This window comes from Planktotalea sp. (assembly GCF_050633725.1).
In the GTDB taxonomy this organism is placed as follows: Bacteria; Pseudomonadota; Alphaproteobacteria; order Rhodobacterales; family Rhodobacteraceae; genus Planktotalea.
Window position 1 is genome coordinate 116213 of the sequence record NZ_JBOEHB010000011.1, and the last position, 13999, is coordinate 130211.

A 13999-nucleotide genomic window follows, 5' to 3' on the forward strand; every position below is an offset into this window, starting at 1 on the left:
CTGTTGCGGCGCGTTAAGTTTTAGACAACGGTGGACTAAGTTTTAGACAAAAATTTTGATCGTTTGCTTCGCGCCGTGGCATGCCCTGTTGATGAGCGCTGATCTGAACTGCTTTAACAAAACAATCTTGAGTTCTAAGCGATACGGCGCGCCTCGATCTCTTCTGGTAATACCAAATGATGTGATGCTACCAGCAGTTCGGTAGCAACCCGTTTAGTTTGAACTGAATAGTTAACGTCAAAGCCAAATCTTGGTTGGGGGTGATAAAGCGAATTGATCTCTGGAACGTTATCGTAGGTGACCACCCACGGCCGTTGGAGGTTTTGAATCTCGACCGACAAGGCTGCGTGATCTCCTGGAACGTAAAAGCTCGTATACAAGCTCGAACCCTTATTGAAATATGGTGGATCGATACACAGGAGCGCTTTTTGTGAAAGTGTTTTGTCGGCAAAAGGGATGAACTCTAGTGCGTCCATACGTGTAAGTTTTATGCGGCTTTTGTACTTGGCCACTCGCTGTATTCGTTTTTTCAAGTCTGATCGGTTAAACCTGCAATCCATTTTGTAGTTTCCCGCTTGTTGCAACCCTCCAATCACGCCAGCGCCTTTGATTATGCCTGAGCGGTTTGTTCTATTTAGGAAGAACGCGGAAAAGCCCAACTTGACTGGATCAGAAATTCTCTGCTCTAAGAAAATCTCACGCTGACGTCGCCACTCAACAACGCTAAGTTCAGCAGTTTCGACAAGCTGAATAATCTGATCAGTCTCATTTAACACCGAGTGCCAAAAGCTCCATATTGCAGGATCAACATCGTTAATATGAATTTCAGAAACATGCCCTCCGTATAATAGACTAAGCGCCAAGCCACACCCGCCTGCAAAGGGTTCTGCATAGGCTCCACGTTGAAGATCATTCTCCCTCAAAATTCCAGCCATCAAAGCCAACATGCTGGACTTTCCACCAGGGTACCTCAAAGGAGAATTCGATCTAGGCATCTTGCTTCAACTCCGAAATGCATGCCTCAACCAAAGGCGAAAGAACTTTCATATCATTGATAACTTGTCTGTAGTCAAAGAACGCGGAAACAGCGTCGTGCTTTGTAGTGTTACCGTATCCAGCAATGCGAGCCAGAGCTTCCACCACAGCATTCGCATCTTGTCCATACCCCAATCCCAGAGCAGCGAGCTTACCTGTCTTTCCTCTAGTGAAGAAGTCTTTGAATGGCTTGTCACTGCCCATTGTCGCAGCGAGCGTTTCAACGAACGACCAAACGCCAACAGCGATTAAAGGGGTGTGGGTTTCACAATTGATCGAGCAAATCGATTTATAAAGGCTCATCAACTTGTCATGATTCAAATCTTCAAATCCGTCGGAAATGCTGCTTTCTTCAATAACGTATTTTTTGCTTTTTGATTTACTACTTGCCCCCCCACCAGACGTTTCCGAAACACCATTTCCTGCATCTCTATCGCCAACATCAGTCGTTTGAGCATTGGGACTATCGCTCGGATGATCGCTCTCCTCAGGTTCGAGCCCTTCAGGATCGATGCGATTTACCGAAACACCAGACAACTTGTTTAGGTCTCGGGCGAACCTGTCAATTTTCGCCTTCGAGGCTTGGGAGCCAAGGGCCTTATCCTTTGCTTCTCTTAAAACAGCAGCAAGAATAGTTTCAAACTCTTTGATTGGACGATTGCGTTGGAGTTCTTCGATACCGTTTGACAGGTCCAGCCCCAACGTTTCCGAAACCAGTACGTTTCCGACTAGTCGTGCCATATGGGAAAAATTCCCCCGTCGATCGGCCTCTTCCATCAATCCTCGTCGTTCCGCAAAATCAAAAAGCTGCTGCGCTATGATATTCCGTCGCGAGCCGCTGAAACGGGTTTTCTGCTCTGCGTTCCAAGGTTTTCGCCCCTTTCCGCCTTGAACTCCATCGTGAATACGTCTCATCCAGTGCCGACGCCGTTCTGGGTCGATCATCACAACAACATCGACTTCGGCAGATATCTCGCGCCCATCCGCCATTTTGGTTATTGCGTCGCGTAGTTTTACAGGCGCGAGATCCGGATCATTTAGCAACTTCAAGGCACATACTCGCCGGTTCCCTTCGGCGACAACGAACGCAGTTTGTTCGTCGACTTCATCGATCTTCAAGCTTTCGTCCGCCGGATAAACAATCAACCGTTCTGCAGGACTTGGTCCGTTAAGGACTATATCTCGAGCTAGTTCCTCAACGTATTCTGACTTGCAAAGCCGCTCAATAGCTTCTCTTTCATCATCTACTTCTTCATGACGAGGGTTGTCGGTAGCAAGAAAAAGACGATCAACATTCACAACTGTCTTAATTTCATTTTGGCTCACAATTGATTCTCCCAATTAATTCTGAATGAATTAGGTCATGATTACATGGAGAATAACAGCTTATTGTCCATCAATTTGCTTTGACCACGCCAATAAAAATCGTTTTTCTAACGTCTGTCTTGGCTCAACCCGCCCCAGCAAATCAGGGCAGAAGTCATCAGCTCCAAGCCGCCAGAGATGTCGTAGCGGCGCGTTGTTGATGACGTCCGCCTGCACAGGATAAACCTCAATCGCGCGCGCATCGCGGCCCCAAACTGCGTTCTTGATCGCCTGCAGCTGGTCCCATGTGATCGAGCCGTCGTGGGTGACAGCGAGGTGGCCGAGCGTGTCGTCCACCATCACTTGAAACCCTATGATCTCCATTTCAACTGGATCCGGATAGTCCTGCCTCATGTCCCCTCCCAGACGAAATTGCTGATCAACAGCTCAGCGCGCTCTTTGGATCGATCGTTCTTTGCAGCGATCGTGTAAGTGGTTGAAACCTCGGACATGTGGAACGCAGCAAAGGTCTCGCGGATCTCGGGCACATCGTTAATGGACATCACGAAGCGGCCTTTGATCCCTTTGAGCTGCTCGGCCAGGCGCTCAAAATCAGCGCGCTCAAACAAGGCTTTGCCGTAGTCATTCTCACAGCCCCAATAAGGCGGATCGAGATAGAACAGCGTGTGTTTGCGATCCATGCGTGCAATAAAATTGGAATAGTCTACGCACATGATTGTGACGCCGGATAGGCGTTCGTGCAGGGCTTCGAGATCAGATTCCAGCGTCGTCAGATTGAAGCGTGCGGGCCGATCGGTTGCGACGCCGAAGTTTTGCCCCGATGGCTTACCGCCAAAGGCAGTTCGCTGAAGGTAAAGAAACCGCGCGGCCCGCTGCAGATCCGTAAGCGTTTCGGGATCGACCTTAGTCAAGCGGATGAAATTTGCCTGCGTCGTGATTTGGAACCTAAGCATGTCCAGAAACGCCACATAGTGTTCCTGCAGAACGCGAAACAGATTGTAGACATCGCGACCTGCGTCATTGATGTACTCTGATTTGGGCTGCTTTGTACGGCGAAGGAAGATACCTCCCATGCCAACAAATGGCTCTGCATAGGTCGTGTGGTTATCGGCATCAATGATGGCGCAGATACGCTTGGCCAGGTTGCGTTTGCCGCCCAAGTAAGGGGCGACAGGGTTGGTCTTAGAGATAACTGTCTTTGACATTTGGTCTCGAATCGTTCGTTACTGCCGTCTCCCGTGATCATGGGTGCGGACGGCCTTCATCTCAGATCAGGTCGGCGGGGTTGTCTCAATAACACCCCCGTGGTGAGAGGCGTTACCGCGCCTCTTGCCTCCGCTTTTAGGAGACTTCGCCGATTGCCCATTGGGCATATCGACAGTTGATCATTCGAGGGTTGTCAGATCGCCGCCAGTGCAGTTTGCACGACAGCTGGGTCACCTGTCGCAAAGGCGGTCATGATCGAGGTGCGCGCTGCATCTGAGGTAGCTTCAAGCGCCTCAAGTTCCACTTCGTTTTGAGCGGCTGCGATGCCTGCTTCGAGGCGCCGGCGCAGACCCGCTGAGATCGAAGGGATCATGCCTGTAAGGGCCGCTGCTGCAAGTGTACTTGCCGCCAAATTGGCGACAGTTTCACCCGTGATCGACGCTTCAATGCCAAGCTGGAAAGCATCAACTTCCGCGAGCGTGCCTGCGATCACTGCCTCGGCTTCGGTGAACTTGATCGGCCAGCCTTGCTGCTCAGTGCTGGGATATTTACGCACCAATAATGCGCCCATGCGCTCAATGTCCGCAACGATGTTGGCACCCACTTCAAGGCGCTGCGCCTCAAAAGTAATGGTGTCGATTTCGCCAGCATTTGGCGCTGGCGCGTTCCATTCTGGCACCCCGTTCACGATCTTCGTGGCGGTGAAACCAGCCTCTGCAGCAGCGCGAATGAGGAACTTTGATTGAGGTGTCGTCACAGTACATACTCCCGTACCAGCAGGTCGGCGCTGTCAATTTCCATGAGATTTTCGGGCGCGCCGAAGTTCATGAAACAGCGCTGTTCAAAGGTGATGTTGGCTTGATCAGCAGGCTTAACCATGTGACCAGATGCGCCTTGCGAGCCGTTGATGTAAGCCGCGTTGGTGTCGCTGCGATCAACGCCAAAACTGATCACATTGGTAAGAACCGTGCCGTCTGGTAATAAGATCGCCGCCTTACCGCGCGGCTCGTTATCCACGCCGTTGCTCTCCAGCTTCATGTTGCAGACCCAAGTGAAATAAATCTGCGTTTCCTCGTCGGGAAAGGCGCTCACATAATCGAAGGAATGGGTCACCGTCGCATCGGCAATCGTTGTGCCGCCCGGATAGGTGATCGCGACATTTGCATCGTCGAACACACGCGTCTCTTTCATCCGTTTGAATCCGGCCTGCTCAAGCCCGCTCGGCGTGTCCAACTCTTCGAGAATGGCCTCAAAACCATCCGCAACCCTTTTGAGGTCGGCTTGTGTTTGACTGTGGATCATAGTGCTTTCTCCATTCCAGCGGTCGGCATTCCTGTGGCCTTGCGCAATCTCAGTTCCTGTTTGGCAAAACGCAGCGTCTGTCGCGCGGCATGAGCGAAGGCTTTGTCCGCTTCGGGATCAAATCGAAGGCTCTTTTGATGGCGACCGTCGAACTGGGGCAGAGCATTGAGCCGGATCGGCTGGGGCGCTTGAACGATGATATCGTGCGCCTCGATGTAGCCCCCTGCCTCTACATCCCATTGCTTGAACAGCACGTTGCGCGAACCCGCACTGAAATTGATGGTCCAATAGGTGACCGGACGTTTCGGAATGTCACCCGCAACCGATGGCAAATGAGCGCCGATTTGAATGAAGCGATTGCCGCCATGCGCGAGCGCAGTGCGGTTATCAAGATCAGTGGTGCTGTAAGAGCCGTGATGTCCGTTGATCCAATTGGTTTTGACGGGCTGGTCGGGATCCATCATCGCATCAATGAACCATTGAGAATTGTGGATGTGCCGCCCTGGTTTGTTCGGGCTGGGATCAATTGTGTTTTGCAGGCTTTGATGCGTAACAGTCAGCATGAAATGATCGGCTTGTTTGGAGAGATGGATGTCCCGCCACCATTCGAAAGTCTCGTAGCTAAGGTCACCGCCCTTGCTCATCATCTCGTCGCCCATGACAACGATAACAATGTTGCCCCATTCGATGTGGTAGCGCGTCGCGGGGAAGTGACGCAAAAACTCAGCCATGCTCTCGCCCTCAACGGGATCGCTAGCAAGAAGACGCATGACCCAGTCATGATTGCCGGGGCCTGCGAACAAGTCGCCGGGAAGCCTATCCAGGCGGATGCGCTGGCCTCCGATCGACATGATCGGCTTGCTGTATGACGCTTCTTGCGCAACCGTCGGTGCGCCTTGATGCGCCACGTCGCCTGCAAAGATCGTCGCTGCTGCCTCGGGATGGTTATCGATGATACTGGCTTCAAGCAGCTTACCGAGGCGCACCTGTTCGAGCGCTTTTTCAGGATCATCAGCATTGGTGTTTTCTTGCCAGTCTGACGTCGCGATCAGTTTCATTGTTTCTGGATGCAAGAGCCGCTGGCGGTCTAGGTAATGCGGCAGCGGCGCGACTTCGACGACGAGCGCATCGAGCTTTGCGAAGAACACATCCATGCGCATCGTCAACTCGGCCGTGCTGCCTGTTGATGGATCCAATTTGGGAATGCCATCCTCAATAACGCCAATCGCCACGAGGTTGCCATCTGCGGTGACAAGCCCCATTTCTCGGATGACGAACCCGCCCACATTGGCCACAAGATGCGCCTCGAACCAGGCAACACCTTGCTCAGCGATAGCACCCGACGCATTGATCGCTTGGCGATGTACTTCACTTACAAGCTCAGTTTCGCCGCCCGTCGGCGCGCTCACGCCGTCTCCAAAGACCATATGCGTAATGGGAGACACTTCTACGCCCGCCGCGGCACTGGCATTCCATGCGCGTCCGAAGGTGGTCACGATCGAGTAGCTTGATTGCGTCATACCGGCAATCCTTTCATGTGATAGATGCCGTTCAAGCGCGTGATTGCGCCGGTGCCGAGCGTCGCCGCAATGGTTTGCTCAGCGGTGCCGAGAGCTTTGAGATGAATACGCCCAGAGAGGCGGGTAATCGCGCCAACATGGCCTTGCAGAGCGGTGCGAATAACAAACTCGATGTCCTCGCTCTGGCTGAACCGCTTCATCGCCTCGATGATGCGCGCCGCGGCGCGGCGGTGGTAAAGATCGCCGATCGGCACGCCGTCTAGCATCGGCTTGTCAAAGACGACTTTCAGCCTGTGTGTGTTCGGCGCAGCCATTGGCGTTTCTTCGAACCATTGCACCCAATCTACCTCAACCCCGACAAGGCTAAGCCCCAAGCGGATTCCGGCGATATAGCCCTTCATGCGCTTGAGATCGTATCGCCGCGCCAGAAGCGCGCGAATGTACTCTTCTTTCAGACCAGGCGAGATAAACTCTTCCATAGAATATTCTGCAATGAGCGCAGGCAGTGCCTCAACAGGGCAAGTCGCCGGATCACGAACATCTGGACCCGGCAGACGCTTGCTCGCTAGCATTCGATTGACGGCCTGTAAAAACGCTCGGCCACGTATGTCCTTGGCCTGCGCAGGCGTCGCGCGCTCAAGCTGTCGATCCGACCAGATGCGCGACATCAGACCACCTCACTCGTTACGTCAGAAATCGTGCCGCTACGCCATTTGGTACGGGAGACCAGCTCGAAGGTGAGACCAGGCACATCCGCCTCGATCACGCCGCTAACGTCTTTCGCAACTCGGATCAGCTCAGAGGGCGCGATATAGCCGCCAAGGCTTTGCCCCCAAACGTCAAGCACACCCTGCACTGCCGCGACAGCCAAGTCCTTGGCGGCAGGATCTGAAACAGTGAGATCCAAAGGAAAGGAAAAAACATGGGCTTCAGGTGCGAAGGCTTGAATGTAGTCACCCTGATGGATGCTCGTTTCATCAAAGACACTGAGAAGCGAAGCCAGCTCTTCGGCGTTGGCTGCCCCCGTATCCATTAAGGGATAAATGCTCACGTATCCCGGCTGTGGCCGGATGATCTCAACAGCAATGCAGCGGGCATTCCAGCCTAAAACGTCAGACAAATAGCGCTCTTTAGACAGCCCGTCGCCAATACGCTCGAAGGCCAATGCGACGCGCGCGCGGTATCGACCAAGCTCTTCGATTTCGCTCCCGTTTCCGGTCTCCGTCAGATTGGTGACAGCAGCGACGCCCAGAACTGGATCCACGATCGAGGTCAAGCTGCCAATTGGAAACCCATTGGCAAAACTGCCAACGTCGCTCGCCACGGCTGCGACATCGATTTGGGTTTGGCCAGCCTCGATGAAAGCATCCGAGAGCGTTAAGAATTGAACCTGACCAGCGTCATCGCTAACGCGCGCGCCAGAAGGAATGCGGATCCGAGTCAGCGCCGGCGCGTCTGTTTCAAATTGCAAATTGGTGGTCGCTGCTCTTGGCTGCAAACGGTCCGTGTTGCGACCCGTGCCGTGCGCCTCAAGAAATCTCTCTTGCGCCCAAGCAACAAAGCAGTTTTCAAAGCCCTGCTGATCTTCCGCGGCGCGGATTGAAAACATATAGGCAGCGGTTTCAAGCAGGTACATTTCCGCGTTGCTTGGAGAGAGCGTGCGACCAGTTTCAGTCTCAAAGAAGCCCTTGAGCATGTCCAGGATCGTTCCCGCATCCGCAGTTACAAAGTCCGGTGCACCTGCTGCATTGAGTTCGTTGATCGGGTGATCAGTAAAGGCCGCATCAGAAGACATAGACGACCTCCGTGGTAATAAATTCTTCCAATACCTGTTCTTTTGGAGACCAGGTCACGCGGATCTTCACAGAGGTAAATTCAGCCTCGACGTTCACAGCCGAAACTTTGATCCTTGGCACGTCGCGCTCGAGCGTCTCGCGCACCTCCGCGGCCACAAACATATGGCGTACATTAAGCGGGCGGTCGCGGAACTGATCGAGATCACAGCCTTTTTCCGGATTGAGCGGCACCGAGCGTTTTGGGGTCAGAATGCATTGACGGATATCTTGGTCGAGATCATCAAGCTCGGCGGCGATTTCACCTAGAACCGCAACCCCAGATGGAGCGCGTTTCATTTGCCAATGCACAAAGGGGATTTCGGTTCTCGCCAGCATGCTGGCAAATAACCAATGCCAAAGCGGTCACACTATCTGAACTCAGTTTAGAGAGGGGCGCATGGCCCTCTATCGCCTGCACCGTCTTAAATTGATCTTGCTACGTCAAGTGCCTTAATCAGTGAATTATTAAGCGTGACACTGTTCGAGAGCGTTGGCTGCTTTGCCGGCTTCAAATGCCGCTTCTAAGGCCTTCTTGATCTGCCAAACCGACATGTCGTGAAAATCCAAATCGTCCGAATTGCGCGTTTCAAGTGTTTCCAGATCAAGAGTTTCTGCTGCGATTTCTTCCAAAACTTGGGGTGCTGGGTCGGTCATTGTTCTCTCCTTTGTTACCGACAGCATTGCTTCCCAAACGCAGTGAAGCGAGCGCTTTCGCCGGGGAAAAGTCGGAGAGAAGAACCACTAATCGGCAACCTGGGACACCCCGTTTATTGACGTGTTCTTCAGCTCGGTTGTGCCTTCAACGCTCACGTTCCCCGAGACTATTAAGTTGCCTGTAACGTTCACGTCAGCACCCGAAACCTCAAACACCGTGCCTTCCGCATTGGTGTATCTAAACGATCCAACACCCCACTCGAGCGTGGACCCATCGGCAGCCTCTTCATAGAACAACTCATCGCCATCCGCTGGCGCTGGGTTCGCGTCGTTATAGATCGCAAACAATGCTTCTCCGCTTTCGCCTTTGCGATCGAGATAACAACGAACCATCTCGCCTTTTTTGAACCGCCGATAAGAGCGCTTCCCAAGCGTCGATTCCTGAGCCACGTCCAGCCAAGGCGAGATCATTCCATCCGCATCATCGAATTGAACCTGCACCTGGGAGCCGCGCCCTGCGATTACGATGCCCCGCTTCATCTGCCCCATGTCATAGCGCCTTTATGTTGATGGTAGTTATATAGCCTGAGGCGTTGAATCGATGCCGCGCCGCAGTCACCAACCAGCGGCCCGCGTATTTGCCGTATGTCGCGCCCAGTTGCACAACTTGACCTGCCAACAAAAGAGGGTCTCCAACGACAGTGATCCTGCCTGTACCAAGACGATCATTCGCGCTCGCGAGGCGCGCTTTGCACATCCGCTCAGCATGTCCTTGCGATTCCGCTCGATCGTCAATTTTCAAAGTATCGCCAGACGGCACGCGATCATCCACTTCTTCAGCCTGCAGCAGCTTGTTTAGTTTGGGATGCAGATATTTGGCTTCGGCTTTGGCATAAAGTTTGTGCGTGGATTTGCGCAATGAATAACGCATCGCGCGATCTCCTGCGATCAGCTCAAAGTGTCGAACGGCCGACAGGCTTTCAATCGACTCGCGCGTGGTAAATACGAGCTGGTTTCCCTTGACCGAAAAGTAGCAGCCCCAATCCTCAGCCAAACGTGTCCAGAAGCTCAAATCGCTCTGTTTGTCTTGGGTGATCCTCTCGAAACTGAGATCAGGGATTTCGCCGAGAACGTCTAAACCGTGCCGATCAGCCCCTTTTTGGATAATCGCAGCCAACTTCATTTTGTCAAAAGCTTCAGTTCGCTGGGTGCGCAGCTCTTTTGACGTGAATGCGGCTTGAGCATGAAACGTCGCGACATCGCCGCTACCATCTCCTTGAGCTTCCGTTTCGCCCACGGTGTAAAGACCGCACGGCACTCTTGCGCCGATCAGCCCCGCATAGCCCATCGTTCCCTCAATCTCTGTGCCTTCGTCAATGCCCCAACTCGAGCGCCAAAGGCCGTTCCCATCTGCCAGCTTGAAGCTGACTTCGTCCACTTCTCCATGATGAACATCACGATAGGAAAACTCTTTAAGCGAGCCACCAAGCATGAGACCGGACGCAGCGCCTGCAATGGATAGATCAACAAATGGAATTTGCGGGCCAAACATCGGTGAACCTCCCTATCGCTTCCAGGGTGGCAATTGAGAAGCCACTACAGCTTCCACCGGAAGAACAGGCACCCTGATCGACACGCCTTTATCAAAAACAAGTGGCGCTGGACTTTGTGGATCCGAAAGCAGGTCAGGATTGGCCATCATGATCGGTTTAATAAGTGTGGCATCGCCGTAGTAGTCAAAGGCAATCAGATCCCAACGATCCCCGCTCGTGGTGATATGCTCAAAGAATTCTTTTGACATAATCATCCTCTCTTCAGGAAGGGGCTTGAGATCGCGCGACCTATGCCAGCAGCGACGCCGAGCAAGCCGCCAAATCCGATCGAGCTTTCCAGCAGCTCCACCTCAAGGTCGATCCTGACAACGCGGCCAGCGGCGGTGGTTTTCTTGCGCTTGATCCGCATGCGCTCGATCTGAAACACCCCCAGCTCGAAGCCCAACAGATCAAAGAACAAGCGCATAGGAACGCGCGCCTGAAAAGCCAGATCAATCTTGCGTAATTCCGCTTCGGGATCGCAGAACACCTCGTCGAAATGAAATTCCAACTGCTTGGTGCCAGCGTCATTTCCGAGATCTTGCAAAATCGGTTTCCCGCGCAGCACATCATGGCGCACAAAGCGCGCCGACTTTTCCTCGCTGTCACTTGTCGGACCAGTGAGATGATCAGTGCCAATAACAGAGGTTCCAAACAGTCCCAGCATTAGCCATGCTCCCTTCTGCGCGAACCATGTGCTTCGTCTTCAATGCGTGCAGCGAGACGCTCTTCCAAGTCGGCCAACGCGTCCTTCAGATCAGGCATAACGCTTTGATCGACGTTACCTTGAATCGTTAAAGTAATCGGCGCAGAGACGCTTGTGTTGCTGCGCGAATTTTGCGTGAGATACTTGGACCCAACGGGGGCACCACTGCTCTGTTCATTTCCGAGCTCGCTTGCAGCAGTTGGCATAGCTGCACTCGCCGCCATACTGGATGCGACTGCCGCCCCTTTGAGCCAAGACGGCGCTCGGCTAGAGTTTGCAGCGCCTCGCGAGATCTTCTCAGACATCGAAGCCATATTGCGCAGGGCTTTGTTGTGCGCGATGAAACCACCGCGCGACTTATACTCCAGCTCCGGCCCTTCCTCACCCGTCAACAACCACCCTGGTCCGAAACTTCCACCGCGCGCCTTTTCTGTGATCCTTGGGATCATGGGAGTTGTCCCATGATAAACAGGTTTCTTCGGTGTTGTATTTGCCTTTGCTGCAGCTGCTGCGCCAGCGGGACTGCCGATCTTGGACAATGTCAGTGAAATTTTGGACGCAAGGTCGATGGGGTTAATAAAGTCCCAGTTCCAATCTGGCAGGATGTCTGACCATTCGAATTTGAGCCATTCAAAATGACCCCAATCAATCGGTTTGATCAACAATGACCAGAGCAGCCCACCTGCCAAGGCCAACCAGCCAATACCGGGGATCAAACGCGCGGTCCATAAAATGGGCTTGATCAACGTGGCCAATCTGAACAACTTTCCACCATTGGCCAGCGTAAACCATGGCACTTTTGCGATTAACGCTTTGCTCCATTTGAGCGGCATGATCAACGCAGACAAAAGAAGCTTCGCGCCCCCTGTCGCGAGCTTCAATAGCTTTGACGGCCACAAACGCGGCACGAGCTTGGCACCCCATTTGAGCGGCGTGATGAGCGCCTTTACACCCAAGATCGAAGCCCCGAGGGCATACTTCCTGAATGTTGCGAGGGTCAGAAACGGAATAAGAGCTGCGCCCCAAGCCAAAGGCGTAAACAGATTGGCAAGATCAAATTTCGTCCCGCCTGTGAACCAACTGGCTAGGCGCGCAAAGAAATCCTGAATTTTTGCGAGTGCCTCGCCTGTCCATCGCCCAGCTGCGCGACCCCATTCGGCCCATTGCTCGGCGCTGGCGTCCAAGGGCGCGAGCAAACGGGCAATCCAAGCCCAGAGCTGTTTGACGACGCGGATCACACCTTCAGCCATCGGACGCGCAGGGCCAAGCGATTTCATGAAGGCTTCGCCAAAGCCTTTGAAGAAAGATTTGAGGCCAGACCAGTTGTTGTAGATCCACACGCCAGCCATCGCGAGGCCGACAACCAATGCGCCGATACCTGTAGAGATCAGGGCGACGCGCAGCGCAATGAACGCCCCTTTGATCCAATTCAAAGGATTGGCGAGAGCCAGCAGTGCTTTACCGAACCCAAGCACCCCACTAATCGCGCTGCCGAACCCGATGCCGCCGAGCGCCTTCATTGCCAAGGCCGCGCCACCCGCGAATTGGAAGAGCGCAGCAACAGCGCCAAGGATCACGCCTCGGAATGGGATCGCCATAACCGCAAGTGCCAGATTGCGCCAACCGCCCAAAGCGTCAGCTGCGCTTTGCAGCACCGGAAAGAAGGTCTGCCAAAGCTCAACAGAAGCCGCACCAAAGCCCCAGATCGCTTCCAGACCGATAAGGATATTGTCAGCAATGGCCTTCGCCCAAACTTCGAGTTCACCAGACGCTTCCATTGCATTGAGCATATCCAAAACGCCTCGAAGGCGATCCTTCATCCAATCAAATACACCAAAGCCCATGACGGTACGCTGGAACCGTGTCCACCAATCGATCAGATTTGAAATAATTCCGTCCCATGTCTTTGACATTTTGTCGGCGGCACCGGCGTTTCGCTCTGCCATTCCATCAATCAGGAGTTGGATTTCGGCGCGGCCAAGTTTGCCTGCTGTGGCCATCTTTTGAATTTGAAGCGCTGTTTTGCCAAGCTTTTCGCCTAGGATATCATATACGGGGACACCGCGCTCCATAAGCATCATTATTTCTTCGCCCTGAAGTTTCCCCTTCGTCCAGGACTTGCCAAGAGCAAGTACGAGGCCATTAAGTTGCTCAGCCCCTTTACCGCTTGCGGCCATCGTATCCACAAGCGCCATCATGGACCCATTTGTCGGATCCATGCCAAAGGTTCGCATTTGTTGATAAGCTTCGACAACCTGGTTCAATTCTAGAGGTGTCCGAGTGGCAAAGTCCTCAATCCAACGCATGGCAGCTTCGGCTTTTGCAGAAGAACCTTCAATGCTTTCAAGCTGAACACCAAAATTCTCGAACTGACGTGCTGGGCCCAGAAAACTGCTCGCGGCAAGAGTTACCGTTCCCGAATAGGCTGCGAACATGCCGCCCGCCAAAAGCGCGGCGCGTCCCATACCCATCACCCCCCCGCGCATGAGACCCGTCGCGGTGCGCATCTGGGTCACTTGGCGGCGAATCAGATCATTGCTGCGACGGATTCCGCGTTGCAGGGCATCTTGCGCGCGGCCTAAACCTTGGACCGCGCGCTTATAAAGATCAGTCGCTTTGCTTGCCGTTCGCGAAGTCCGCGTTGCAATGCGGTTGGCAAGTTCAACGGCTTTACCCATGCGCCGCTGCATAGCGATAAAGCGACGAGCGGGCTTGGTCGCCCGATCGATCAATTCAAGCACCATTTCTGCTTTGCGGCGGCTCATGACTTGTTCTTCCCAGCTTCTTTTTCCGCGGCTTCTTTCACCAGGCGGTCATATTCAG

At 53.5% G+C, this 13999-nt stretch carries 16 protein-coding genes; all 16 read right to left on the bottom strand.

The genetic code is table 11. From position 1 onward, the window contains the following. Window positions 1–134 precede the first annotated feature (134 nt). Complete coding sequence (locus ACRBCU_RS10725) at window positions 135–995, bottom strand: DNA adenine methylase (protein ID WP_431365374.1); 861 nt, start codon at window positions 993–995, stop codon at window positions 135–137. After that, window positions 988–2361 carry a hypothetical protein gene (locus ACRBCU_RS10730; protein ID WP_431365375.1) on the bottom strand — a complete coding sequence of 458 codons (1374 nt, stop codon included), beginning with the start codon at window positions 2359–2361 and terminating at the stop codon, window positions 988–990. The genes ACRBCU_RS10725 and ACRBCU_RS10730 overlap by 8 nt, the downstream gene beginning before the upstream one ends. 60 nt (window positions 2362–2421) lie before the next feature. After that, window positions 2422–2754 carry a DUF7694 domain-containing protein gene (locus tag ACRBCU_RS10735; protein WP_431365376.1) on the bottom strand — a complete coding sequence of 111 codons (333 nt, stop codon included), beginning with the start codon at window positions 2752–2754 and terminating at the stop codon, window positions 2422–2424. After that, the gene (locus ACRBCU_RS10740) at window positions 2751–3566 is read right to left on the bottom strand and encodes a DNA adenine methylase (protein WP_431365377.1); all 816 of its coding nucleotides are present in this window, start codon (window positions 3564–3566) and stop codon (window positions 2751–2753) included. The genes ACRBCU_RS10735 and ACRBCU_RS10740 overlap by 4 nt, the downstream gene beginning before the upstream one ends. Before the next feature lie 194 nt (window positions 3567–3760). After that, window positions 3761–4324, bottom strand: a complete 564-nt coding sequence (locus tag ACRBCU_RS10745) for a hypothetical protein (RefSeq protein ID WP_431365378.1) — start codon at window positions 4322–4324, stop codon at window positions 3761–3763. Continuing rightward, entirely contained in the window at window positions 4321–4869 is a 549-nt protein-coding gene (locus ACRBCU_RS10750) for a hypothetical protein (protein WP_431365379.1), read from the bottom strand. The genes ACRBCU_RS10745 and ACRBCU_RS10750 overlap by 4 nt, the downstream gene beginning before the upstream one ends. Continuing rightward, window positions 4866–6389, bottom strand: a complete 1524-nt coding sequence (locus ACRBCU_RS10755) for a phage tail protein (RefSeq protein ID WP_431365380.1) — start codon at window positions 6387–6389, stop codon at window positions 4866–4868. Before ACRBCU_RS10755 ends, ACRBCU_RS10750 begins: the two co-directional genes overlap by 4 nt. Next, a complete protein-coding gene (locus tag ACRBCU_RS10760) occupies window positions 6386–7057 on the bottom strand; it encodes a phage tail protein I (RefSeq protein ID WP_431365381.1) in 672 nt (223 codons plus the stop codon). Before ACRBCU_RS10760 ends, ACRBCU_RS10755 begins: the two co-directional genes overlap by 4 nt. Continuing rightward, on the bottom strand, window positions 7057–8184 hold the full coding sequence (locus tag ACRBCU_RS10765) for a baseplate J/gp47 family protein (RefSeq protein ID WP_431365382.1): 1128 nt from the start codon (window positions 8182–8184) through the stop codon (window positions 7057–7059). The genes ACRBCU_RS10760 and ACRBCU_RS10765 overlap by 1 nt, the downstream gene beginning before the upstream one ends. Continuing rightward, complete coding sequence (locus ACRBCU_RS10770; protein WP_431365383.1) at window positions 8174–8521, bottom strand: hypothetical protein; 348 nt, start codon at window positions 8519–8521, stop codon at window positions 8174–8176. The genes ACRBCU_RS10765 and ACRBCU_RS10770 overlap by 11 nt, the downstream gene beginning before the upstream one ends. A 168-nt stretch (window positions 8522–8689) precedes the next feature. Beyond that, entirely contained in the window at window positions 8690–8878 is a 189-nt protein-coding gene (locus tag ACRBCU_RS10775) for a DUF6900 domain-containing protein (RefSeq protein WP_431365384.1), read from the bottom strand. Window positions 8879–8965: 87 nt separating this feature from the next. Further along, complete coding sequence (locus ACRBCU_RS10780) at window positions 8966–9427, bottom strand: hypothetical protein (protein ID WP_431365385.1); 462 nt, start codon at window positions 9425–9427, stop codon at window positions 8966–8968. A 1-nt stretch (window position 9428) separates the two neighbouring features. After that, the gene (locus tag ACRBCU_RS10785) at window positions 9429–10430 is read right to left on the bottom strand and encodes a phage late control D family protein (RefSeq protein WP_431365386.1); all 1002 of its coding nucleotides are present in this window, start codon (window positions 10428–10430) and stop codon (window positions 9429–9431) included. Window positions 10431–10442: 12 nt separating this feature from the next. Beyond that, window positions 10443–10679: a tail protein X gene (locus tag ACRBCU_RS10790; protein WP_431365387.1), complete on the bottom strand. Its 237-nt coding sequence runs from the start codon at window positions 10677–10679 to the stop codon at window positions 10443–10445. A gap of 2 nt (window positions 10680–10681) precedes the next feature. Beyond that, window positions 10682–11137: a phage tail protein gene (locus tag ACRBCU_RS10795; RefSeq protein WP_431365388.1), complete on the bottom strand. Its 456-nt coding sequence runs from the start codon at window positions 11135–11137 to the stop codon at window positions 10682–10684. Continuing rightward, a complete protein-coding gene (locus tag ACRBCU_RS10800) occupies window positions 11137–13941 on the bottom strand; it encodes a tape measure protein (protein ID WP_431365389.1) in 2805 nt (934 codons plus the stop codon). The genes ACRBCU_RS10795 and ACRBCU_RS10800 overlap by 1 nt, the downstream gene beginning before the upstream one ends. Window positions 13942–13999: the final 58 nt, after the last annotated feature.

Bases quoted from the DNA above. Each gene is read 5' to 3' on its own strand.
- ACRBCU_RS10780 (WP_431365385.1), bottom strand. From the start codon at position 9,427: ATGGGGCAGATGAAGCGGGGCATCGTAATCGCAGGGCGCGGCTCCCAG.
- ACRBCU_RS10760 (WP_431365381.1), bottom strand. From the start codon at position 7,057: ATGTCGCGCATCTGGTCGGATCGACAGCTTGAGCGCGCGACGCCTGCG.
- ACRBCU_RS10790 (WP_431365387.1), bottom strand. From the start codon at position 10,679: ATGTCAAAAGAATTCTTTGAGCATATCACCACGAGCGGGGATCGTTGG.
- ACRBCU_RS10765 (WP_431365382.1), bottom strand. From the start codon at position 8,184: ATGTCTTCTGATGCGGCCTTTACTGATCACCCGATCAACGAACTCAAT.
- ACRBCU_RS10800 (WP_431365389.1), bottom strand. From the start codon at position 13,941: ATGAGCCGCCGCAAAGCAGAAATGGTGCTTGAATTGATCGATCGGGCG.
- ACRBCU_RS10795 (WP_431365388.1), bottom strand. From the start codon at position 11,137: ATGCTGGGACTGTTTGGAACCTCTGTTATTGGCACTGATCATCTCACT.
- ACRBCU_RS10785 (WP_431365386.1), bottom strand. From the start codon at position 10,430: ATGTTTGGCCCGCAAATTCCATTTGTTGATCTATCCATTGCAGGCGCT.
- ACRBCU_RS10725 (WP_431365374.1), bottom strand. From the start codon at position 995: ATGCCTAGATCGAATTCTCCTTTGAGGTACCCTGGTGGAAAGTCCAGC.
- ACRBCU_RS10750 (WP_431365379.1), bottom strand. From the start codon at position 4,869: ATGATCCACAGTCAAACACAAGCCGACCTCAAAAGGGTTGCGGATGGT.
- ACRBCU_RS10755 (WP_431365380.1), bottom strand. From the start codon at position 6,389: ATGACGCAATCAAGCTACTCGATCGTGACCACCTTCGGACGCGCATGG.
- ACRBCU_RS10735 (WP_431365376.1), bottom strand. From the start codon at position 2,754: ATGAGGCAGGACTATCCGGATCCAGTTGAAATGGAGATCATAGGGTTT.
- ACRBCU_RS10770 (WP_431365383.1), bottom strand. From the start codon at position 8,521: ATGAAACGCGCTCCATCTGGGGTTGCGGTTCTAGGTGAAATCGCCGCC.
- ACRBCU_RS10740 (WP_431365377.1), bottom strand. From the start codon at position 3,566: ATGTCAAAGACAGTTATCTCTAAGACCAACCCTGTCGCCCCTTACTTG.
- ACRBCU_RS10775 (WP_431365384.1), bottom strand. From the start codon at position 8,878: ATGACCGACCCAGCACCCCAAGTTTTGGAAGAAATCGCAGCAGAAACT.